This is a genomic window from Pseudomonas sp. P20 (genome assembly GCF_016463925.1).
Taxonomy (GTDB): domain Bacteria; phylum Pseudomonadota; class Gammaproteobacteria; order Pseudomonadales; family Pseudomonadaceae; genus Pseudomonas; species Pseudomonas aeruginosa.
In genome coordinates, this window is record NZ_JAEMVM010000010.1 from 21,402 (window position 1) to 45,343 (window position 23,942).

Sequence of the window (23,942 nt, forward strand, 5' to 3'; positions counted from 1 at the left end):
AGCACTGCCGGTTTCTTTTTTCCGGCGCTTAGCCGCTTTCCATGAACTTTCCGTGACAAGACTTCGGCCCGCCCGGTTGCGGGCTGTCTTTCTATCAGGAATGCGCGTTGGCAAGCCGACGCGTCGAGTTGAACACGCCCAAGGAATCTCGCGTCATGCCGTCTCGTCCGTTCGTGCCGTCGTCCCCCGTCACCGTTTCGCTCGATGGCGGCTTGCCGCGGCTGAAACCGCTGGCGCAGATCATCGCCTTGCTCATGGTTGCAGGTGGCGCCCAGGCTTCCCAGCCGTTCAGCGCCGCCTGGTTCGCCGCCAAGGGCGCCCAGCAGAGCGCCGGGGCGGCGCGTCCGAGTGCGCAGTTGCCGGGCATGACGCCACCGCCGCTGGCCCAGCAGCAGAAGGTCAACCAGCAGTTGCAGCGTTCGCTGCAAAACCTCAACAACACCGTGGCGGCCATCGCCGCGCAGCAGGCCGCCCAGGCGGCGGGACGCCAGGCCGCGCTGGCGGCGCCGACGGACATCCCGGACGGCCTGGGCGAGGGCGGCCTGAAAGTAGACGCTTCCCTGCCTTTCGAGCAGGCCTGGCAGAACGCCAAGGCGCCAGTGCAGTCGCAGGCCGACGGGCGTACCACGGTGACGGTCGAGCAAACCGCGGATCGGGCGATCCTCAACTGGGAAACCTTCAACATCGGCCGGCAGACCACCCTGCAGTTCGACCAGCAGAGCAACTGGGCGGTGCTCAACCGGGTCAACGACCCGAGCGCCCGGCCGAGCCAGATCCAGGGCCAGATCAAGGCCGACGGTACGGTGATGGTGGCCAACCGCAACGGTGTGGTGTTCAGCGGCAGCAGCCAGGTCAACGTACGCAACCTGGCCGTCGCCGCCGCAGCCATCAGCGACAGCCAGTTCCGCGAACGCGGCCTGTATTTCGACGCCAACGGCAGCCAGCCGAGCTTCACCGACGCCGCCGGCGCGGTACGGGTGGAGCAGGGCGCCTTGCTGCAGACCGCCAATCCGGCCAGCTCCACCGCGGCGGGCGGCTACGTGCTGTTGCTCGGCAGCGAGGTGGAGAACGCCGGGCAGATCGTCACGCCCAAGGGCCAGACCACCCTGGCGGCGGGCGACAGCTTCTACATTCGCCGTGGCGTCGGCACCGATGGCAACCTGCGCTCCACCACCCGCGGCAATGAAGTGGCCACCTCCCTGGCCGCTGACAGCGCCGCCGGCCGGGTGGTCAACCAGGGTCTGATCCAGGCGGCCACCGGCGACATCACCCTGACCGGGCGCCAGGTCCGCCAGGAGGGCGTCGCTCTGTCCAGTAGCTCAACCGACGTGCGCGGCACCATCCACCTGCTCAACTCGGCCAGCGACGCCAGGGGCAGCGTGGTCCTGGGCGAGGGCAGCACCACCGCGGTGCTGATCGACGCCAGCGGCGCCGGCGCCCTCGACAGCCAGCGCGATGCCGCCCAGCAGGCGCTGGATGGCACCACGCCGACCAACAACGTGATCGGTCGTTTCGACAACCTCAGCCGGGTCGCCGATCGCAGCGAGCAGTCGCGGGTTGAGATCGTCAGCGGCGGTAGCGTGGATTTCCAGGGCGGCTCGCTGACCCTGGCCAGCGGCGGCCAGGTGGCGGTCAGCGCGGCGGGCCGGAGCCTGCTGCGCGACGGCGCGCAGGTGGACGTCGCCGGCGCCGTCGGGGTGAAGGTGGCGATGGAAAGTAACAACATCCAGATCAATGTCCAGGGCAACGAGCAGCGCGACGCGCCGGTCAACCGCGACGGCGGCGGACTGGCCAGCAATGATGTCTGGGTCGATGCCCGCGAACTGGTCCTGGTTCCGGCCGGCACCAACGGCTACGCCACCGATCGCTGGTATACCGCCGGCGGCCTGCTGGAACTGGGTGGCTACCTTGGCACGCGCAACCATTCGGCCGGCGAGTGGATGGCCCAGGGCGGCACCCTGACCTTCACCGGCGGCGAACTGGTGAGCCAGCCCGGCTCGACGGTCAACCTCTCCGGCGGGTCCCTCGATGTGCAGGGCGGCCTGATCCGGCAGACCTGGCTCAAGGGCAGCGACGGACGTCTCTACGAAATCTCCCGCGCCCCCGGCGACCTGCTCTACGAGGGCATCTACCGCGGCTATGAGGACAGCAGCCCGCGCTGGGGGCAGACGCGCTATTTCTACAATCCGCTGATCGCCCCGCAGAGCCGTTACGAGAGCGGCTACATGGTCGGCCGCGATGCTGGCCGCCTGGTGGTCGGCACCGCTTCGGCGGTGCTCGAGGGCGACCTGCTCGGCAAGGTATTCCAGGGCGAGCGCCAGGTGCGCGCGCCGCAGTCGGGCGCGGATGGCTACCAGCAGGCGCAGAACGCAGTGGCGCGCGGCGCCGAGCTGATCGTGGGCAGCTATACCCCGCGCTACGAAAGTGCCAGCGGCAACGTGCTGTACAACCTTGCGCCGACCCTGCAGCAGGTGCGCCTGGCCGATGGCGGCGAGCCGCTGGCGGCGAACCTGGACCTGGATACCGCGCTGGCCGACGAACAGCGGGGCGTCCTCCTGCTCGACAGCGAACGGCTGTCGGGTTTCGAGTTGGGGGCGCTGCGCGTGGCCGCCCGTGAGCGGATCGCGGTGGACAATGCCCTGCAGGTCAGCGATGGCGGCGAGATCGTCCTGTACGCGCCCGAGGTCGAGGTGAACGCCGACCTCACGGCGCGCGCCGGCAGTTTGCGCCTGGGCAACGTGCTGGAGCAGGTGGAGGTAGCCCGTGGCGAGCGGATCGATACCTATCTCACCCCCGCCGCCGGCCAGCGTGCCGCCCTGACCCTGGGCGATGGCGTGACGCTGGATGCGCGTGGCCTCTGGAGCAACCAGGCGCAGGGCGGCGTGGATGCCGATCGAGCTCATCTCGACGGCGGGCGGATTTCCCTGCGTAGCAGCGGCGACCTGTCGCTGGGCGATGGCAGCCGGATCGACGTGTCGTCCGGGGCCGCGCTGCTCGCCGATGGCAAACAGGTGGGCGGCAAGGGCGGCGACCTGACGCTGTCGGCCAATACCGGCTCGGCGGCAGGTGACGGCCGCCTGCAACTGGGCGGCGAACTGGCCGGCCATGGCGTCGCCGGCGCCGGCACCCTGAGCGTCCAGGCGCCGCGGGTGAGCATTGGCGCGGCGGCGCAGGACGGCACCCTGGCGTTGGCCGCCGGGTTCTTCGACAAGGGCTTCGCCAGTTACCAGGTGATCGGCGAGCAGGGACTGGAAGTGGCGGAAGGCGCACAGGTGAAGGTGCTGCGTCCGCTGTACCGTTTCCGCGACGACGCCGTCAGCGTCGCCAGCGGCGCCGACCCGCTGCTCGCGCTGGAGCCTTGGCTGACGCCGCTATACGAGGAGCGGCCGGCCGACGGTGAACTGCGCCAGCGTCCCGGCGCCAGCCTGTTCCTGCAGGCCGGCAGCCGCCAGAGTGGTGCCGGGCAGGTGGCCGACAGCGTCCTCGACGTCGGTGGTGGCAGCCTGCTGGAGGTCGATCCCGGCCAGCGCATCGAGCTGCGCAGCGTCGGCCAGTTGAGCGTCGATGGTCGCCTGAACGCCTGGGGCGGCTCGATCGAACTGGGCAGCGTGGCGTTGCCCGATCCGGTGCGCGACCAGGTCGAGAGCGTCGGCCACCAGCGCGCCATCCGCGTTGGCGAGCAGGGTGTGCTCGATGTCGCCGCACGCGCTGCGACCGCGCTGGACTTCCAGGGGCGGCGCTACGGCCAGGTGGCCGATGGTGGCAGCATTGTCATCGGCGGCACGGTCGAACATGCCAGCGGCAAGGCCGATGCCGCCGAACTGTTCATCGACCTGCGCCCGGGAAGCCTGCTGGATGCCTCCGGCACCCAGGCGCTGCTGGACGTGCCCGGGGTCGGCCAGACCCGGGTCAGCAGCGCCGGCGGCAGTATCTCCCTGGCGTCGGCCAACGGCTTGTACCTGGATGGTGACCTGCGCGCCTTCGCCGGCGGGGAAGGTGCCGCCGCCGGCAGCCTGACGCTGGCGCTGGCCACGCCGAACTACCTGACCAGCCTGGCGACCGACCAGGTGCTGCGCCCGCGCGAGCTGATCGTCGGCCAGCAGCGCGAAGCCGCCGGGGAAGGGCGAGACTATGCCTATGGCCATGGCCGCCTGGCGGCGAGCCAGGTACAGGATGGCGGGTTCGGTGACCTGACCCTGTTCAGCGACGGCCTGCTGAGTTTCGCCGGCGATCTGGAGCTGTCCCTGGCGCAACGTTTGCGCCTCTACAGCGGGGCATTGGGGCTTGGCGAAGGCGCCGCCGGCGATAGCCGGGTCAGGTTGTCGGCACCGTCCCTGCTGTTGGCGGGAGCATTCGTCAACGAAGCGGCGGAGAACAACGAAACCCAGCCGCTGTCGACCGGCCTGTTCGAGGTTTCCAGGCAACCTAGCGAGGCGCTCTTCGAAGCCAGCGCGCAGGTGCTGGATATCCGCGACAGCCTGGTCTTCGGCTCGCGTGGCAGTTTCCGCGACGCCAGTGGCGGGACGCAGACGATTGACCGGCGTGGCTTCGACCGGGTCGAGCTGTCCAGCACGGGCGACATGCGTTTGCTGGCGGGGAACGCGACGCCGGTAGAGCGCATCAACACCCAGGTGCTCAGTGGCGGCGATCTGCTCATCCGCGCTGCGCAGCTCTATCCGGGCACCGGGGCGGGCGCGCGGATTCTCGCCGGCTACGGCTACCAGGCCGATGGCGCCGCTGCGGCGTTCGACCCGGCGCGCAGCTTGCGTATCGAGCGCAGCGACGCGACGACGCCAGAGCAGCCCCTGGCGGTCTTCGGTCGCTTGTCGCTGGGGGCGGCGAGCGTCGTTCAGGGCGGCGTCGTGCGCGCTCCGTTGGGCTATCTGGAAATCGGCCAGAACGCCGACAAGGTCGAGTTGTTGTCTGGCAGCCTGACCTCGGTCAGCGGCGCCGGCCTGACCTTGCCCTACGGCGGCACGGTAGACGGCCAGGTCTGGCGCTATGCCGGGGAGGAAATCGCCCTGACCGGCGTCGGCGGTAGCTTCAACGAGAGGGGGATAATGGATACCGGGGTCGACCTGGGTGGCCGCTCCGTACGGGTGGCGTCCGGAGCGACGCTGGATCTTTCCGGCGGCGGCGAACTGCTCGGCGCCGGTTTCGTTTCCGGCCGCGGTGGCTCCACCGATGCGCGCTACAACCCGCTGGTGCGTTTCGACGAGGAGGGCCGCTTCGACCTGCCGGGATTGGCCGACAATCCGATCTACGCCATTGTGCCCGGGGTTCAGCGCATCGCGCCGGTGGCCGCCGAAGGCGGCGCCGTCGACCCGCTGGTCGGCCAGCAGATCAGCATCGGTAGCGGCGTGCCCGGCCTGTCGGCGGGAACCTACACCCTGTTGCCGTCGACCTACGCCCTGCTGCCCGGCGCGTACCGGGTCGAACTCAACGGCCAGGCCGGGCTGGGACGGGCAGCGCCCACCCAGCTCATGCGCAGCGGCTCCTGGTCGCTGGCCGGGCAGTTGTCCCTCGCCGGCACCGGGGTGCGCGACGAACTGTTCCGCCAGGTGCTGCTGACCCCGGCGGATGTGCTGCGGCGCCATTCGCAGTACAACGAAACGAGTTACAGCGACTTCGCCATGGCCGATGCTGCTCGCCGTGGCATCCCGCGGCCGATGCTGCCGGTGGATGCGCGCAGCCTGCGCCTTGACCTGCTCGCCGGTGGCGGTGCCGATGCGCTGGCGTTCGACGGCACCGGGCTGTTCCAGGCCGCCAGAGGCGGCTATGGCGGTAGTCTGGTGGTATTGGGCAACAACCAGCGGATCGAGATCGTCGGCGCCGGCGCGCAGGCCAGCGAGGGGTTCCAGGGCGTGACGCTGCGGGCCGACGATCTCAACGCCTTCGGTGCGGCGCGCATGGTGATCGGCTCGACGCCAGCAGTGCTCTACGGGCAAGGCGGCAATTACGTCACCTTCGACATCACCGATGGCGCGCAAAGCATCGTCCTGCGCAATGGCGCCGAACTGGCCGCACCCGAGGTGTTCCTCCTGGCGAATCGGCCGGGGGAGGCGATCAGCCTTGAACAAGGTGCCGCCATTGTCACCCTAGGGCGGGGGGCTGCTGCCTACGATGCACGGGATGGCTTCCTGTATGCGTCGGGAGGGCGTTCCATGCTCGCCCTGTCGAACGGCGTGCTGAACGTCTTGCCACCGGAAGCCGGAACGCCGGACAGTGGTCCCGGCGACATCCTGCTTGGCGTTCCCGCTGCCGATGGTGTGGCCGGCGAAACCCGGCTGTATTCCGAGGGCAGTCTGGTCGCGGCCACCGACAAGCGCTTCGTGCTCGACGGCAGCGTGCGTTACGGCACCCGCAACCTGACCCTGGCGGCGGGCGGCTTCAATGTCGGCGAGCAGGCGCTGCTGGCCGAACTGGCCGAGCGCGGTGTGCTGCCGACCGGGTTGGCGCTCGACCAGCAAGTGCTCGACCGCCTGCTGCAGGGTGATGCGTCGGAGGGCGCGCCGCCCCTGGAGACGCTGGTGCTGAACGCCCGCGACGCGTTCAACTTCTACGGCGACGTCAGCCTCGATTCCTACGATCCGAGCAGCGGTCGCTCCCGCTTGTCGCGCCTGGTGCTGGGCACCCCGGCGATCTATGGATACGGCGACAGCGACAGCGTCGCCTCGATCCGCACCTCCAACCTGATCTGGAACGGCGCGCAGACGCCGGCCGCCGGGGGCATCGCCGGCGGCGCCGGCAGTGGCCAGGGCACGCTGGACATCCGCAGCGAACGCCTGGAGTTCGGCTACGGTCCCTTCAGCCAGCCCAGCGCCATCGACAGTTACCAGCGCCTGGCGCTGGGCTTCGCCACGGTCAACCTGGCGGCCAGCGAGCGGATCACCGCCAACCACAAGGGTAGCCTCGCGGTCTATCAGAGCCAGGGCGAGTATCGGGCTGGTAGCGGCTACGCATACAGCGGCGGCGATCTCAACCTGATCACACCCTTGCTCACCGGCGAGGCCGGCTCACGCAACAGCCTGCTGGCGGGCGGTGCGTTGCGGGTCAGCGCGGGGGGCGACGGCGCGGCATCCACCCCGGTCGAACTGGCCAATGGTGCACTGGGCGCCGAACTGGCCCTGGAGGGCGCCAGCCTGCTGCTGGACACCCGCGTCGGCCTGCCCAGCGGCAAGTTGAGCCTGACCGCGCAGGAGGACCTGGAACTGGGCGCCGGCGCCCAGCTCGACCTGGCCGGGCGCGCGCTGCGTTTCGACGACGTGACCCGCTACAGCTGGGGCGGCGAAGTCAACCTGCTGAGCCACGGTGGCAACATCCGCCAGGCCGGCGCTTCGCGCATCGACCTGTCGGCGAGCAACAACCAGGCCGGTAGCCTGACGGCGGTGGCGCTGGACAGCGCGGCCGGCGTGGTCGACCTACAGGGGCAGATCCTGGCGGCGAGCAGCGGCGAATACGACGCTGGCGGCACCCTGGTGCCATACGCCGCGGGCAGCGTCGAGATCCGTGCCCAGCGGCTGGGCGAGGACGGTACGCCAGACAGCCGGTTCGCCGCTCTCAACCAGCGCCTGAATGCCGGTCAGGTGTTCGGTGCGCGCAGTTTCCAGATCAAGCAGGGCGACCTGAACATCGGCAACGATGTCAGGGCCTCGACGATCGAGGTGTCGCTGGATGGTGGCCATCTGAGCGTGAACGGCGTGCTTGACGCCAGCGGCGAGCAGGTCGGCAGTATCCGCCTGGCCGCCAAGCAGGGCCTGAGCATCGGTGGCGAGGCGCTGCTCGATGCCCATGGGCGGCGGCTGCGGGTGGACAGCTACGGCAAGATCATCGATTCGCCGAACCGCGCGCTGATCGAGCTGAACGCCGGAGACGGGCTGCTCAGCCTCGGCGCCGGTGCCCGTATCGACCTGCGCCACGGCACCGAGGCGGCAGCGGGAAGCGCGCCCGGGCAGAACGACGGCGTCGCCCGCGGCACCCTCGACCTGTACGCGCCGCGTCTGGGCGGGGCGACGGCGGGCGATATCGCCATCGACGCCGGTGCGCCGCTGCAGATCCTTGGTGTCCGCGCCATCACCCTTAGCGCCGTGCAGCGCTACGACGACGCGCCGGTCGCCGCTCTGCCGGCGAGCAACGGCCGGCCGTACCAGGAGATCACCCAGGCCTACCTGGATGGCAAGCACCAGCAGAGCGAACTGTTCATGCAGGCGGCGTTGGCCAATAGCACCCTGCTCGACGGCAAGCTGGCTGGATTGAACAATGCCACCTACGCGGAAGCTTTCCACCTGCGCCCCGGGCTGGAGATCGTCAGCGCCACGGCCGATGGCGACCTGGTGGTGCAGGGCGACCTGGACCTGTCGGGCCATCGCTACGCCAGTCTCAACCCGCGGAGGGCGAAAACCTCGGTATACGGCTCCGGCGAGGCCGGTTCGCTGGCGATCCGCGCCGGCGGCGACCTGAACATCTACGGCAGCGTCACCGACGGTTTCGCCCCGCCGCCGGAAACCGACGACGATCAGGGCTGGTTGCTGCTAGCCGGCCAGGATCACCTGGGCGGCGATCGGGTGGTGCCGACGGCTGGCGTGCGGCTGGACGACGACAGCTTCTTCCCGGCCGGCAAGACGCTCAACTTCGAACTGCCGATCAAGGCCATGACCCTGGCCGCCGGTACCCGGCTGCCGGTCGAGGCGGTGCTCAGCCAGCCACTGCAACTGCCGGCGGGAACGGTGCTCGAGGGAGCGTTGCTGGATGCCGCCGGCAACCTGCTCCGGCCGGCCGGCAGCCTGCTTGGCGAGGCTCTGGACCTGCCCGCCGGCACCCGCCTCGGCGCCGGCAGCCGTCTGCCGCTGGCGACGCCCGTGACGGGGATGACCTGGCCGGGCGGCGTGCCGCTGCCCGGCCGCGCCACGCTGGCCAACGACGAAGTCGACGGCGTGCGTCTGGCCGGTGGACTGGCCTTGCGCGCCGGGGCCTTCCTGCCGGCTGGCAGCGATATCCGCCTGCCCGATGGCGCCGCGTCGGTGGACGTACGCCCGGCCGGTGCGGTTTCGCACAATTGGGCCATCGCGCCGATGCTGGCGGCCGGTTCGCAGTCCTGGAGCGTGCGCCTGGTGGCTGGCGCCGATCTGCAGGCGGCCGATCCGCGGCTGACCGATCCGCGTTCCAGCGGGCAGATGCGCCTCGCCGATACGCACTACGGCATGCGGCGCATACCGGCGGCGGGTGGTGGGCTGGTATGGACCCAGGAAGGGGTGGATAACTGGGGCGATCCCAGCCTCAAGCCCGGTGATCCACTGGACCCGGAGGCTTTGGGCTACCCGACCATCTGCGACGATTTCCCGACCTGGTGCGCCGCGAGTTCGGGCGGCATGGTGTGGACCGAGGAAGGGGTGGCAGGATGGGGCGACCCCGGCATCAAGCCGGGCGACCCACTGGACCCGGAGGCCTTGGGCTACCCGACCATCTGTGACGATTTCCCGACCTGGTGCGCTGCGTCCAGCGACGACTATGCGCTGGAAGCCGAACCCTACGCTTCGCGCTTCAGCGTGCTGCGCACCGGCACTGGCGATCTCGACCTGTTCGCCGCCGGCAACCTGCGTATGGATTCGCCATTCGGAGTCTACACCGCCGGTACCGCGAGCGCGGTCGATTCCAGCTACAACCTGGCGCGTGCCAGGGACGGCGGCAGCGTTCTGCGCGATCCGGCGCTGGGCGGTTACGAGCAATGGGTGGACGGCGGCGAACAGAGCCTCTACAGCGCTTGGTACCCGACCCTGGGCGGCAACCTGACGCTGGCGGTCGGTGGCGATCTGCGCGGCGATGTGCTGGGTCGGTTGTCCGGCGCCGTACCCAACGCCGGCTACGACTCGGCGGCCGTCGGCAACTGGCTCTGGCGCCAGGGCAGCGGTTCGACCGCCGGTACGGCCGACCGCACCGCCTGGTGGATCAATTTCGGCACCTATGCGCGCCAGCCGGGCGGCGATGGAGCGGCTGCCGCCACGCAGCAGGTGGGCTTCACCGGCATCGGCACCCTGGGCGGTGGCGATCTGAGCCTGAAGGTCGCGGGCGATGCGGGCGTCATCGAGGCGCGCACGTCCAGCGTTCCGCAGGAAACGTCGCAGCGCAGCCAGGGGCTGGTGCTGGCGGTGGGCGGTAGCGGCCGGGTAGGCGCCGATGGCCAACTGACCCTGAGCGGCGGCGGAGACATGGACGTACGTATCGGCGGTGCGCTCAACCCGTTGACGCCCTTCGATCAGGGCAGTTCACTGTACGGCGCGATGGTCAACCTGCGCGGCAATGCTCAGGTCCGGGCGACGAGCCTGGGTGGTATCGATCTGATCTATGGTCGTCTGGATAGCGATCAGGTTCCGGGCGAACGGCGCGCCTACGATCCCTTCGTCTCGACCCTCGGCCTGGCCAACGGCGGGCCGACGCTGGTGCCGGGCGACGCCACCTTCAGCCTGAACAGCCTGGGTGACCTGGTGCTGCAAGGGGTGGTCGATCCCGGGCGGACGCCGTTGATGAACGGCACCCCCTATACCAGCGCCAGCGGTGTCGAGGGTTACGGCCTGAGCGGTTTCTCGTTGTGGACCGAACGCACGGCGATCGACCTGACATCGGCGGGAGGCAACCTGACCCCGGTTTCCCAAGGCAGGACGGAACAGGACACCGATTCCGCGCTGGTCTATCCGGCGAAGCTGTCGGCCGTGGCGCTGACCGGCAGCCTCTATTATGGCAACGCGACACTCCGCGAAAACGCTCGCAGCGACAGGACCGCGCTGGTCCTGGCGCCGTCGAGTCAGGGCCGTCTCGACCTGCTGGCCGGCGACTCCATCTACGCCGGCGGCTACAGCATCAGCCGTTCCGGCGCCAGCACCGGCAGCCTGGCCACGCCGCTGAATCCGAGCTACCAGGGCTATACCGGGATCACGCGGCAGGTCGACAACCTGTCCAGCGACGGCAGCCGCGCCGACACGAACCACTTCCCGTTGTTCGCCTTCGGCGCCAACAGCGTCTCCGGCGAATGGGGGGCGGCGCTGGAACCGTCGCGCTTCTACGCCCTTGCGGGTGATCTGGTCGGTGTCGACAGTGGCCGGCTGCTGCGCTACACCGGGACCAGCGATGTGCGTTTCGGCCAGTTGCGTTACGAGGGGCATGGTGCGGTGCGCATGATCGCCGGCCGTGACATCGTCAGCAGCGGCACCGGGTTGGGCTCCGAGCGGACCGCGAGCGACAACATGGGGGTCTACGCCAGCAGCGGCAATCTGTTCGTCAATACCTCGGCTACCGACGTGTCGCTGGTGCAGGCGGGGCGCGACATCCTCTACGGCAACTTCAACGTCGCGGGACCGGGCAGCCTGGAGATCAGCGCCGGACGCAACCTGCTGATGAACGACGAGGTGGCGGTCACCAGCCTGGGGGCGGTCGCCGCGGGCGACACGCGCTCCGGCGCCAGCATCGTCCTGCAGGCGGGCGCCAGCCAGGCGGACTACTCCGGCTTCCTCCGGCGTTACCTGGAGCTCGACAACCTGGCGCAGGCAGGAACGCCCCTGGCGGAACAGCCCGGCAAGGTGGTACGGACCTACGAAAACGAATTGATCGAATGGTTGAGCGGGCGTTATGGCTTCAGCGGCGACGCCCAGCAGGCGCGGGAGTTCCTCGCCGGCCTCTCGGCGGAGCAGCAGCGGATCTTCGCCCGCGAGGTGTACTTCGCCGAGCTCAAGGCCGGCGGCCGCGAGTACAACGAGGTCGGCGGAGTGCGCCAGGGCAGCTACCTGCGCGGGCGCAACGCGATCGCCGCGCTGTTCCCCGAGCGCGATCCGGCGGGCAATCCGATCAGCTACGAAGGCGATATCGTCATGTACGGCGGTGCCGGCGTGCATACCAACTTCGGTGGCGACATCCAGTTGCTCACCCCGGGTGGGCAGCAGGTATTCGGTATCGAAGGTGAGGCGCCGCCGTCCACCGCCGGTGTGGTGACCCAGGGCGTTGGCAATATCCGTTCCTACGCCCTTAGCAGCATCCTGCTCGGCCAGAGCCGGGTGATGACCACCTTCGGTGGCGATATCCAGATCTGGTCGGCCGAGGGCGACATCAACGCCGGGCGCGGCAGCAAGACCACCGTGGTCTACACCCCGCCGCGGCGCATCTACGACGCCTGGGGCAACGTCAGCCTGTCGCCACAGGTGCCCAGCACCGGCGCCGGTATCGCCACCCTCAACCCGATTCCCGAAGTGGCACCGGGCGACATCGACCTGATCGCCCCGCTCGGCACCATCGATGCCGGCGAGGCGGGCATCCGGGTTTCCGGCAACGTCAACGTGGCGGCGCTGCAGGTGGTCAACGCGGCGAACATCCAGACCCAGGGCCAGTCCAGCGGCATTCCGCTGGTGGCTTCGGTGAATACCGGGGCGTTGACCTCCGCCAGCGCCGCGGCGAGTTCCGCGACCCAGGCGGCGGAGGACGTCAGTCGCCAGCAGCAGGCCGCCGCGCGGCAGCGCATGCCGTCGGTGATCACGGTGCAGGTGCTCGGGTTCGGCAACGAGCGCCTGGAGCCTTCGCGCGACGGCGCCAGTCGTTCGCCGGGCTACAACCCGGACAGCGCCGTGCAGGTGCTCGGCGCCGGAGCCCTCGGCGAACAGGCGCGCAGCCAATTGACCGATGAAGAGCGCGGCAACCTGATCCTGTAAGGCACCGCCGCGGAGGCACGATACCCGCCAGGCCCTCCCCACGGAGGGCCCTTTTTTTGCGAACTTCCGAGGCGCTGGTCGATTCTCGGGTGAATGCCCGTTCGTCCCCGCCGGTGGCGCGCGAATGGCCGGCCGCATGAAGTTTTCATGACAAAAGTTCGGTGGTGCGGCGGGGTTGCCGTCAAACAGGTGTGAATGAGGAAAACGGAATTCAGCGGTGAAAGGCAGGGACGGGAACGAAAGGAATCGGCCATTTCCCGGTTGCGCTGACCGGTTGCTGGAAATGAGCGTGTCGTTCGAGAAAGACGCGTTCCGCTCTGAAACAAGAGAACAGTATCCGCTAACGGCCGTGGTCACTCCGGTGAATACGGCGAAGGACGGTGAGTATTGATGGAAAGTTACTCGAAAGTCGGTATGCAGGAACTTGACCAGCGCCTATCGAAGATCGTCGAAGCCGCACGCAAGAAACCGGTATCGGTTTATCGATATGGGGCGCCATGGGTCTGGATAGTGTCCCAGGAAGATTGGCAGGGTGCGCTCAAGGAAGTGTCCAGCTATATACCGCCGGGACATTCCCTGGCGTTGCTGAAACCGCAAATAGAAAGTCTCCTTGGCGAAGAGGCGAAAGTCCTCTCGGCGCTCGCCCGCGAACATGGCATGCAGTTGGCCCCGGAGCCGCTGATCCACGCGCTGCTGCTGCAACTGCTGTACGCGATTCCCAGCGAGCAGCAGTTGTACGAGCAATTGAACTACAACCTGCTGTATCGCTGGTTCGTCGGCCTGGAAATGAAGCAGAAGATCTGGAATTTTCCGGTTTTCGTCAGCGATATAACCGTCCTGCTGAACAGCGCGGAGGCGGTAAGGATAATAGGCAGGATTATCGGGGAAGTGATTTCCGGGGATCTCATGCAGATGCCGGAGTTCTCCCTGAACTTCGCCTTGTTGCATACATGGCAAGCGCGCCATGGCGGAGCGCGACGGCTGAATATCTAGCACGAAAGTGAAAATAGAAAAGAACGAGATTTCATAAGGGCGGGCGCCGTTTTTAACAGGTTGTTCATGCGTCGCCGCTAGTTTGTTGTCTTTCACAGAACTGTTCGATGAACGGACTTGTTGCATTAGAACAATAAGTCCCGATGGAACTTCGGGGGACCGTGTGAAGCGTTCGCTGTTCAATTGTGCGCACCCGTTTCGCCAGCGCTGGTCGATCGGTTGCCTGGCTGTCGCATTGTCGTGCGCTTCGCTGGCCGACGAGGCCCCTCCCGCCGCGGCGGGAGCCGAGACCCAGCGTCTGGTGGACATCAACGAGTACGTGGTACGCGGCAACACCGTGCTGGACAACCGCGCCATCGAGGCGGCGGTGTATCCCTTCCTCGGACCGCAGCGCAGCCTGGGCGACATCGAGGGGGCGCGCGATGCGCTGCAGGCCGCCTACCAGGAGAAGGGCTACCAGTCGGTCTACGTCGAGCTGCCGGAGCAGCAGGTGAGCGGCGGGGTGGTCTACCTGCAGGTCACCGAGACCACTGTCGGTCGCGTCCGGGTGGTCGGCGCCAAGCACTATTCGCCGGTGGAGTTGCGCGAGGAAGTGCCGGCCCTGGAGGAGGGCAAGGTGCCCGACTTCGCCCAGGTCCAGCGCGAGCTGGCGCAGGTCAACCGCACCCCCGGCCGCCAGGTGCTGCCGATGGTGCGCGAGGGCCAGCGGCCCGGCACCATGGACGTCGACCTGCAGGTGGAAGACAAGAATCCCTGGCACGCCAGCATCGGCCTGAACAACGACTACAGCGCCGACACCCGTCACTTGCGCTCGGTGGTTTCGCTGGGCTACGACAACCTCTGGCAACTCGGCCACGCCATCTCGCTGACCTATTTCACCGCGCCGCAGGACCAGGACAACGCCAAGGTCTGGTCCGGCTCCTATACCGCGCCGCTGAGCCAGCGCTGGAGCGTGCAGCTGTCCGGCTACCAGTCCGACAGCGACGTGGCCACGGTGGGCAGCATGAATGTGGTCGGTCAGGGCCATTCCTATGGCGTGGCGGCGATCTACAGCCTGCCGGTCACCGGCCTCTGGTCGCACTCGTTCTCCTTCGGCGTCGACTTCAAGGACTTCGAGGAACAGACCCGGATCGGCGGCAACAACGACAGGGTGCCGATCAAGTACGCCCCGCTGACCCTCGGCTACAACGGTTTCCGCTACACCGAACGTTCCCAGTTGGCCCTTGGCCTGAGCCTGGTGGCCGGTACCGGCAGTCTCCTCGGCTACGGCGACGACGACGAGGAATTCGACCGCAAGCGTTATCGCGCCAAGTCCGGCTTCGGCGTGCTCAAGGGCGATCTCAACCACACCCTGACCTTCGGCGGCGACTGGCAGGTGGCGACCAAGGCGGCCTTCCAGCTCGCCTCCGGGCCGCTGATTTCCAACGAACAGTTCGCCGCCGGCGGTGCCACCAGCGTGCGTGGCTACCTGGCGGCGGAGAACACCGCCGACGACGGCTACCTGCTCTCCCAGGAATGGCGTACGCCGTCCCTCGGACGCTTCCTCGGCAAGCGCGCCGGCGGCTACGTCAACGACTGGCGCTTCTACGTGTTCGCCGAGGGCGCGCAACTGCGCCTGCAGGATGCGCTGCCCGAGCAGGACGACGACTTCAGCCTGGCCAGCGTCGGCATCGGCACCCGCGCGCAACTCGCCGACTGGCTGTCCGGCAGCCTCGACTGGGCCTTCCCGCTGCTGGAAGGGACGAACACCGACAAACACGACTCGCGCCTGCATTTCAGCGTGCAGGCGAGCTTCTGACGCTGACCCCGGAGTAACCCCACATGTATCGCTTATTGCTGACATCGCTGATCTGCCTGGGCCTGCTGGCCCCGGCCAGCGCCAGTGCCTGGTGGCAGGACGACTGGCAGTACCGCAAGCAGGTCTCGGTCGATACCACCCCGCAAGGCGCGGCGATCAACGAGAGTCTCGGTCGCCTGCCGTTGCTGGTGCGCCTGCATACCGGCAACTTCACCTTCGACGGGGTCAACGAGAACGGCTCGGACATTCGCTTCGTCGCCGCCGACGACAAGACCGTGTTGCGCCACCAGGTCGAGAGCTTCGACCCGCTGATGGGCATGGCCCTGATCTGGGTCGACGTGCCGCGGGTGGAGGGTGGCCAGCGCCAGGACATCTGGATGTACTACGGCAACGCCAAGGCGCCGGAGAGCGGCAACGGCCAGTCGGTGTTCGACCCGGACTACACCCTGGTCTATCACTTCGACGGTGCGCCAGGCACTCCGCCGCGGGACTCCACCGCCTACGCCAACAATGCGCAGACCGCCGCCGGCAGTCCGGTGGAGGGCGTCATCGGTCGCTCCGCGCAACTGCTGGGCCAGCCGCTGCTGCTGCCGGCCAGCCCATCGCTGGCGGTGAGCGCCGGTGGCACCTTCAGCTTCAGCGGTTGGGTGCGTCCCGACCAACTGGCCGGTGAACAGGTCCTGCTGTCGCGCCGCGAAGGCGGCAACGCCCTGTTGGTCGGCTTGGCCCAGGGTGCGCCCTTCGTCGAGCTGAACGGTCAGCGCGCTGCCGCCAGCCAGGCCCTGGCGCAGGGGCAATGGCAGCATCTGGCGCTGGTCGCCGACGGTACCCGGCTGGCGCTGTATCTCGGCGGTCGCGAAGTCGCCAGCCTGGCGGCGGCGCTGCCGGCGTTCAGCGGCGCGATCGCCATCGGCGCGGAAGGCCAGGTCGCGCCTGCGGCCGCCACCGAGGCGGCAAGCGGGGAAGGTGAGGCGAGCGCCGCGGCGCCGACCCTGCAACCCTTCCAGGGCGCCATCGACGAGTTGCGCCTGTCGAAGATCGCCCGCCCGGCGGCGCTGCTCCTCGCCGATGCCACCGCCCAGGGCGCCGAGTCGCGCCTGGTGGCCTACGGGGTCGACGAGAAGCAGTCCGGCTTCGGCTTCGGCAAGCTCGGCTTCCTGCTCAACGCAGTGCCGCTGGATGCCTGGGTGATCATCGCGATCCTGGCGCTGATGATGGTCCAGTCGTGGGTCATCATGTACCGCAAGAACCAGAACGTCGGCCGCGTCAGTCGTGCCAACGGGCTGTTCCGCGAGCGCTTCGCCGAGGTCGGCACGCGCCTGGAACTGCTCGCCGACGACCGCGAGCTGGCCGCCCGCCTGCAACACTCCTCGCTGTGGCGCCTGTACCAGGTGGCGGTGAAGGAGATCCGTACCCGCCGCGAGCAGGGCGCCGACACCTCTTCCGTCTCCGCGGCCACCATCGAGGCGATCCGCGCCTCCATGGACGGCGTGCGCATCAAGGAGAACCAGCAGCTCGGCTCGCGCCTGTCGAGCCTGTCCAACGCCATCGCCGGCGGCCCCTACATCGGCCTGCTCGGCACCGTGCTGGGGATCATGGTGGTGTTCCTCGGCACCGCCATGGCCGGCGACGTCAACATCAATGCCATCGCCCCGGGCATGGCCGCCGCCCTGCTGGCCACGGCCATGGGCCTGTTCGTCGCGATCCCCGCGTTGTTCGGCTACAACCGCCTGGTCACGCGGAACAAGGAAGTCAGCGCGGACATGCGGGTGTTCGTCGACGAGTTCGTCACCCGCCTCGCCGAGGTGCATGGCGAAAGCCAGCTCAGCGAAGTGGCCCATCGTCGCAACGGCCAGCCGTTGCCGGCCTGAGGAGAACGCCATGGCTTCCGTGAACAGCAGCCACGACGATGACGACGACGGCGCCGTCGACAGCATCAACATCACCCCGCTGGTGGACGTACTGATGGTGGTGCTGGTGATGTTCATCCTCACCGCCACCGCCCAGGTCGCCGGGATCCAGATCAACCTGCCGAAGGCCAGTGCCACCGTGGCGCTGTCGCAGCCCAAGACCAAGGCGATCTCGGTGAACGACGCCGGCCAGGTGTTCCTCGACGCCTACCCGGTGACCCTGCCCGAGCTGGAGGACCGCCTGCGTACGGAGAAGGCCCTCAACCCCGACTTCCCGGTAGTGGTCCGCGGCGACGCCACGGTGCAGTACCAGAAGGTCATCGAGGTCCTCGACCTGCTGCGCCGCCTGGAGCTGTCCCAGGTCGGCCTGGTCACCGGCAAACCGACCTGAGGCCCGGGATGAACATGTCCGCCGATCCCAAGCACACCCCCGAGCCGAAAAATGCCGCGCCGCTGTCCATCGACGGCCGCCCGGCGAACCCGACCCTGCGCTACCTCAAGTGGGGCCTCGGCGCGCTGCTGCTCGCCGGCCTCGCCTGGCTGGTCTGGGAGTGGGCCAACGACATGAGCGGCGTGCGCCGCGAGGCGCCCAAGGTGCCGGCGATCATCCCGCTGCCGCCACCGCCTCCGCCGCCGCCGGAAAAACCGCCGGAACCGGAGCAGCCGGTGGAAGAGGAAAAGATCGTCGAGCCGGAACCGCAACCCGAACTGGAGGAGGTCAAGCCGCAGGAGGAAGCGCCGCCGTCGCCGGCCGACGACCTGGCCGACCCGATGCAGATGGATGGCGACGCCCAGTCCGGCTCCGACGCTTTCAACATCGGCGCCGGCAAGGGCGGCGGGATGGCCGGTTCCGGCGGCGGTCGCGCCGGCAACGCCAGCTATAGCCAGTACCTGGCCTACGCCTTCCAGCGCCTGCTGCGGGACAACCCGGAGCTGCGCAACCTGGCGTTCCGCCTGCAGGCGGAGATCTGGCTGAGTTCCTCGGGGGATATCACCCGGGCCGAACTGACCCGCTCCAGCGGCGACCCCGAGACCGACCAGAAGGTGCTGGCCGCGCTGCGCGCCGCCGGCCGCCTGGAAGAACGCCCGCCGGCTTCGCTGACCCTGCCGGTGCGCATCGCCCTGCAGGGCAAGCGGCCGGGATGAGAAGACGCCAACCCAGAATGATTTCCGGCAGGCGACTGCCTTGAAGGACCTTAGGAGCCGTACACAGATGAACGCGAAAGTGAACCGACTGGCGCTGGGGATGGGCGTCATGCTCGCCGCGCTGGCCGGCCAGGCGCAGGCCCAGCCGCCGGCGCCCTCGGAGAACGCCACGATCAACCTGATCCGCCTGTTGGTACAGCAGGGCGTGTTGAAGAAGGAACAGGCCGATGCGCTGGTCAGGCAGGCCGAGGCCGAGGCGTTGCAGGCCCAGCAGGCGCGCCAGGCCGTGGCGCCCGCGGCGGCCGTCGCCGCGGTCCCCGGGGAGGTCCGCGTACCCTATATCCCGCAGGTGGTGCGCGACCAGATCCGCGACGAAGTGAAGGCCGAGGTAATGACCCAGGCCAAGGCGGAGAACTGGGCGCAGCCCAACGCCTTCCCGGACTGGGCCTCGCGCATCAGCTTCGACGGCGACGTGCGCCTGCGCTACGAGTCGCGCTCCTTCGGCAACGGCAACAGCAACCAGATCACCGACTTCGCCGAACTCAACGACGACGGTCCCTATGACGTCAACCCGAATACCAGCTCGGGCCTGCCGCCGCTGCTCAACACCCGCGAGGACCGCGACAGCCTGCTGCGCCTGCGCGCGCGCTTCGGCCTCAAGGCGGCTCTGTCGGAAAGCTGGAGCGCCGGCATCCGCATCGGCACCGGTTCGGACAACAACCCGGTGTCGACCACCCAGACCCTCGGCGGCGGCTTCGGCAAGAAGGACCTCTGGCTCGACCAGGGCTACCTGACCTGGAAGCCCAGCGAGCGCCTGAGCCTGACCGGCGGGCGGATCGCCAATCCGTTCCTGTCCACCGACCTGTTGTATTCCAACGACCTCAACTTCGACGGCGTGGCGGCGATCTTCAACCAGCCGCTGAGCCGCGATGTCGCGCTGTTCGGCACGGTCGGCGCGTTCCCCGTGGAGTACAGCTCGGACACCGCCTCGTCGAACGGTTTCGACAAGGAAGACAGCGACAACAAGTGGATGTACGGCGCGCAATTGGGCGCCACCTGGAAGATCAACCCGCAGCACAGCCTTACCGGCGCGCTGGCCTACTACCGCTTCGACGATATCGAAGGGCGGCGTTCCAGCCCCTGCCGGCCCTGGGCCGGAGATCCGGAGTGCGACACCGACGGCAGCCGTCCGACCTTCATGCAGAAGGGCAACACGGTGTTCCTCCTGCGCGACATCGTGCCCAACCCGGCCGACCCGGCGAACACGCCGAACCCGCAGTACGTCGGCCTGGCCTCGGAGTTCAACCTGCTCGACCTGAACCTCGGCTGGGATGCCGAGCTGCCCAACGACTTCAAGCTGCGGGTGGCCGGCAACTACGTGCACAACCTGGGCTACGACGAGGGCGACATGCGCAAGCGCGCCGGCGGTGTGGCGCAGATCGCCAACAACCTCGGCTCCGACGGCGACATCAAGAGCGGGGCGAACGCCTGGATGCTCCAGTTCACCCTGGGCAACGCCCTGGACATGCGCGACGCCGGCGACTGGCAGGTCTTCGCCGCCTACAAGTACATCCAGCCGGATGCCCTGCCGGACGGTTTCAACGATTCCACCTTCCACCTTGGCGGGACCAACGCCAAGGGCTACATCCTCGGCGCCAGCTATGGCTTCGACAAGCGCGTCTACGGTACCGCGCGCTGGCTCAGCTCCGACGAGGTCTACGGCGCACCGTTCTCCATCGACGTCCTGCAACTCGAGGTCAACACGCGCTTCTGAGCGCTCCTCGAGGCAGACCATGAAGAGGCAGACCATGAACACGCGACCTTTCTCATTACCGATCTGGGCCCAGGCGCTGCTCGCCGGGGCCGCCTTCGCCGCCTACGCCAGCCAGGCGGCCTACGCCGACAGCCTGGAGGAACGCCTGCGCGCCCAGTTGCGCAGCACCACCCAGCAACTCCAGGCGCTGCAGACCGAACAGGCCCAGGCCACCGCGGCGAAAGCCGCGCTGGAAAGCCAGCGCGATGCGGCGCTGGCCCAGGTCAAGCAACTGAGCGCCGAGCTGGCCCGGGCCAAGGGCCAGGCCGAGCAGCTCTCGGCCCAGCAACAGGGCTTGCACGACCGGGCGCGGCAGATGGTTGAGGCGAGCAACGAGCAACTGGGCAAGTACAAGCAGGCCTACGACGAGTTGCTGGTCATGGCGCGAGCCAAGGAGGCCGAGCGGCAGAAGCTCGACCTGGCGTTCCGCGAGCACGACCAGCAGTTGCAGCAGTGCACCGCGAAGAATCGGGAGATGTATGGCGTGGCCAAGGAGATTCTCGGCGCCTACGAGAACGTCAGCGTCGCCGAGGTGATGAAGATCCGCCAACCGTTCGCCAGCGGTGCGCGGGTGAAATTCGAAGAGATGGCGCAGAAGCTCGGCGACGACCTCTACAAGACCCAGGTCGAGAACCGCCAGGCGGCGCTCGCCCAGTGAAATCCGATAGCAAACCAGGAACCCGGACATGAACGACATCACCCTGATCGAACACCTTTCCGTCGACAGCCTGACCGAGGCCTTGCAGGAGGCCGGCTATCGGGTCAACCGCAGCGAGCAGAACGGCGTCGTGCAACTGCTCAGCGCCAGCCAGGGAATCGGCTACGCGGTGCGCTTCGGCAATCCGGCGGCGACGCCGGCGAGCTACCTCGACTTCACCTTCAGCTGCGCCCTGCGCGTGCAGGGCGAGTTGCCCGCCGGGCTGACCGAGCGCTGGAATCTCAGCCGGCGCTTCGGCCGCCTGTCGCAGCAGGGCGAGTTCCTGGTGATGGAAATGGACGTGATCGTCGCCGGCGGCGTCAGCCCGGCCAACCTGCGTAGCCATATCGAACTGTGGGATCGCCTGCTGCAGGAGTTCATCGCCTATCTGCGCGACTACAGCCGCCTGGCCGCGGAGCAGCAGGGCATGGCGCAGGATGCCGGTCAACCCGTCGATGGCGAGGCCTGAGCCGATGCGGCCGGCATTTCGTTGCGGCGTCCTGGCGTTCGCGCTTGCCGTTCTCGCCGGCTGTGGCCAGCGCGAGGACGGCGGCGCGGGCCAGGCCCAGGCCGCGCTTGCCAAGCCATCTGCCAGCGCCGCCGCGGAACCCGCGGTGGCCCGCCTCGGCGCCTTGCAGGTGGCGCCGGACGAACTGAAGGCGCTGCTGGCCGAGGTGCCGGCGGAAACCCGCGCGCAGTTGAGCGAGAACCGCGACGCACTGGAACGCTGGATGCGTGCGCGGCTCGCCGAGAAGGCGCTCTACGAACAGGCCAGCGCCCAGGACTGGCAACAGCGTCCGCAGGTGAAGACGTTGATCGATGCGGCGGCGCGGCAGATCGTCCTGCGTACCTACCTGGAGTCGGTGAGCACGGTGCCCGAGGACTACCCCAGCGATGCCGAACTGCAGGCCGCCTACCAGGCGAACAAGGCGCAACTGGCTGTACCGGCGCTGTACCGGGTCAGCCAGATCTTCATCGCCGCCTCTGCGGCCGGCGGGCTTGCCGAAGCGCGCAAGCGCGCCCAGGAACTCTACCGGCAGGCCGCGGACGGCGACTTCGCCGAACTGGCGCGCAAGCATTCCGACGACCCGCAGACCGCCCGCAACGGCGGCGACATCGGTGGGTTACTGGCGCAGGCGCAACTGCTGCCGGCGATCCGTCCGGCGCTGGAACGGCTAAAGGTCGGCGCGGTGTCCGAGCCGATCCAGGGCGCCAACGGTTTCCACCTGGTCAAGCTGACCGAGCGTCGCGACGCCCGCCTCGCCACCCTCGACGAGGTCCGTGGTCGCCTGCGCGAAAGCCTGCGCGCGCAACGCCAGGAGCAGATAGCCAAGGCCTACCTGGATGGCCTGGTGAACAACGCTACCCTGAGCATCGACGGCGCGTTGCTCGGCAAGACCCTGGCGGAACTGCACTGATGGACGGCATCCCGGAGGCCAGGCGTGGGCCGCGCGCGAGCCGCTGGCGGCACCTGCGCAGCTGGCTGTTCGGCGAGCCCGAGCGGTTCCGCGACGAACGCCAGCGGCTCTGGGGCGCCTATGCCGCATGGCTCGGCGAGCAGGTCCAGCAGCGCCTGGGCGAAGACGCCGAAACCGCGCCGCGGCTGCTGGCCTTCCTGGAGTCGCGGCGCGCGGCGGGGCAGTTGCCGAATACCGACATCGACCTGCGGGTCTGGCTCGACGAACGCGGCTGGATCGTCCGTCTCGCCTGCCTGCGCAGCGACGCCGAGCCGATCGAGAATGAACTGCGGCGCGCGCTGATGGACCGTTCGTTGCGCCTGCCGCCGCCGGAACACATGCCGCAGCCGATCGAACTGCGGATTCGCCTCATGCCTGGACGCTAGCGAGGAAGCATGGCCCTATCGGAGTCCGCCGGGCAGCGCCCGGCACCGCTCAGGCCCGCGCAGGGACGCGACGACCGTGCCTATTGGCACGAGCTGTTCGGTTCTCTGGAGGTGGTGCATTTCTTCCTGGTCACTGCCCGTTGCGGCTGTTTCATGCAGGCTGCGCGCAGCCTGGACGTCAAGCCGACACTGCTGCGCAAGACCCTGGCCCGGCTCGAGGAGCGCCTCGGCCTGCATCTGTTCGTGCATGAGGGCAACGCCCTCTCGCTGACCCGCGAGGGCCGCATCGTCCAGGCCGCCGGGCAGCGCCTGGTCGAGGACAGCCAGAGCCACGCCGATCTTCACCGGCAACAGCCGCTGGTGCGCCTGGCGGTGGCCGAAAGCGTCCTGCACGATGTGCTCAGTCGCGAGCTGTGGGGCTACCTGCGCAAGAACGCCAACCTGCGCGTAGCCCTCGCCGAGTTGCGCGAGGGCTGGCCGGAAAGCGCAGGGCCGGCGGAGATCGCCATCTGGATCGCCGATCCGGGGCAGCCGCATCCGGCGATGGAAGGCCACTTCGCCGCACCGGCGCGCATCGCCGAGCTGGAGTACCAGCCGCACATCGGCAAGCGCTATTCGCGCGAGCGCACGCGGCCGGCCAGCGAGGACGAGCTGGACGACTACCTGCTGGCGCAGCTCCACGGTCACGCCGCCAGCGCCGCCCTGGCGCCCTGGAACCGGCGGGTGGCGGCTCGCCAGTCGGGAGTGATCGAGGTACAGAGCCACGACCTGCTGCTACAGGCGATCCTCTGGGGCGCCTGCATCGGCCTGCTGCCGCATTACGCCGGACGCCTGGAGCGCAACCTGGCGGCGTTGCCGCAGGTCTTCGACGAGCCGATGCGGCGGGAAGTCTGGATGAGCGTGCAGCCGGAAGCGGAGAACCGCGTGGAGGTGCGTGCCTTGCTCGATCTGATCGAGCACGCCTTCGACGATCGGCGCGACTGGTTCGGACGCTGACCTTGCGGGCTTGACGGCGGTCGCCATAGCCGACACCGTTTCGCCACGGAACGGTTG

The 23,942-nt window shown here is 68.5% G+C and carries 12 protein-coding genes; all 12 read left to right on the forward strand.

What is annotated here, in order from left to right; genetic code table 11:
- Nucleotides 1-155: 155 nt before the first annotated feature.
- Complete coding sequence (locus JHD77_RS14595) at nt 156-12,689, forward strand: filamentous hemagglutinin family protein (RefSeq protein WP_034022227.1); 12,534 nt, start codon at nt 156-158, stop codon at nt 12,687-12,689.
- 390 nt (nt 12,690-13,079) lie between these two features.
- The gene (locus JHD77_RS33085; protein ID WP_003098455.1) at nt 13,080-13,682 is read left to right on the forward strand and encodes a transposase; all 603 of its coding nucleotides are present in this window, start codon (nt 13,080-13,082) and stop codon (nt 13,680-13,682) included.
- A gap of 163 nt (nt 13,683-13,845) precedes the next feature.
- On the forward strand, nt 13,846-15,480 hold the full coding sequence (locus JHD77_RS14605) for a ShlB/FhaC/HecB family hemolysin secretion/activation protein (RefSeq protein WP_003116531.1): 1,635 nt from the start codon (nt 13,846-13,848) through the stop codon (nt 15,478-15,480).
- A gap of 23 nt (nt 15,481-15,503) precedes the next feature.
- A complete protein-coding gene (locus JHD77_RS14610; protein WP_003098451.1) occupies nt 15,504-17,351 on the forward strand; it encodes a DUF2341 domain-containing protein in 1,848 nt (615 codons plus the stop codon).
- A 10-nt stretch (nt 17,352-17,361) separates the two neighbouring features.
- A complete protein-coding gene (locus tag JHD77_RS14615; RefSeq protein ID WP_003085366.1) occupies nt 17,362-17,781 on the forward strand; it encodes an ExbD/TolR family protein in 420 nt (139 codons plus the stop codon).
- 8 nt (nt 17,782-17,789) lie between these two features.
- Nucleotides 17,790-18,536 (forward strand): energy transducer TonB family protein, encoded by a 747-nt coding sequence (locus JHD77_RS14620; RefSeq protein ID WP_003098450.1) that lies wholly within the window; start codon nt 17,790-17,792, stop codon nt 18,534-18,536.
- 67 nt (nt 18,537-18,603) lie between these two features.
- Nucleotides 18,604-20,310, forward strand: a complete 1,707-nt coding sequence (locus JHD77_RS14625; protein ID WP_016852072.1) for a putative porin — start codon at nt 18,604-18,606, stop codon at nt 20,308-20,310.
- 34 nt (nt 20,311-20,344) lie between these two features.
- The gene (locus tag JHD77_RS14630) at nt 20,345-21,007 is read left to right on the forward strand and encodes a hypothetical protein (protein ID WP_003085372.1); all 663 of its coding nucleotides are present in this window, start codon (nt 20,345-20,347) and stop codon (nt 21,005-21,007) included.
- A 28-nt stretch (nt 21,008-21,035) separates the two neighbouring features.
- The gene (locus tag JHD77_RS14635) at nt 21,036-21,515 is read left to right on the forward strand and encodes a YbjN domain-containing protein (RefSeq protein ID WP_003098446.1); all 480 of its coding nucleotides are present in this window, start codon (nt 21,036-21,038) and stop codon (nt 21,513-21,515) included.
- 4 nt (nt 21,516-21,519) lie between these two features.
- Complete coding sequence (locus JHD77_RS14640) at nt 21,520-22,464, forward strand: peptidylprolyl isomerase (RefSeq protein WP_003120806.1); 945 nt, start codon at nt 21,520-21,522, stop codon at nt 22,462-22,464.
- Nucleotides 22,464-22,889, forward strand: coding sequence for a hypothetical protein (locus JHD77_RS14645; protein WP_003110838.1), 426 nt, complete (start codon nt 22,464-22,466; stop codon nt 22,887-22,889). The genes JHD77_RS14640 and JHD77_RS14645 overlap by 1 nt, the downstream gene beginning before the upstream one ends.
- Before the next feature lie 9 nt (nt 22,890-22,898).
- Nucleotides 22,899-23,885 carry a LysR family transcriptional regulator gene (locus tag JHD77_RS14650; protein WP_023088531.1) on the forward strand — a complete coding sequence of 329 codons (987 nt, stop codon included), beginning with the start codon at nt 22,899-22,901 and terminating at the stop codon, nt 23,883-23,885.
- Nucleotides 23,886-23,942 lie beyond the last annotated feature (57 nt).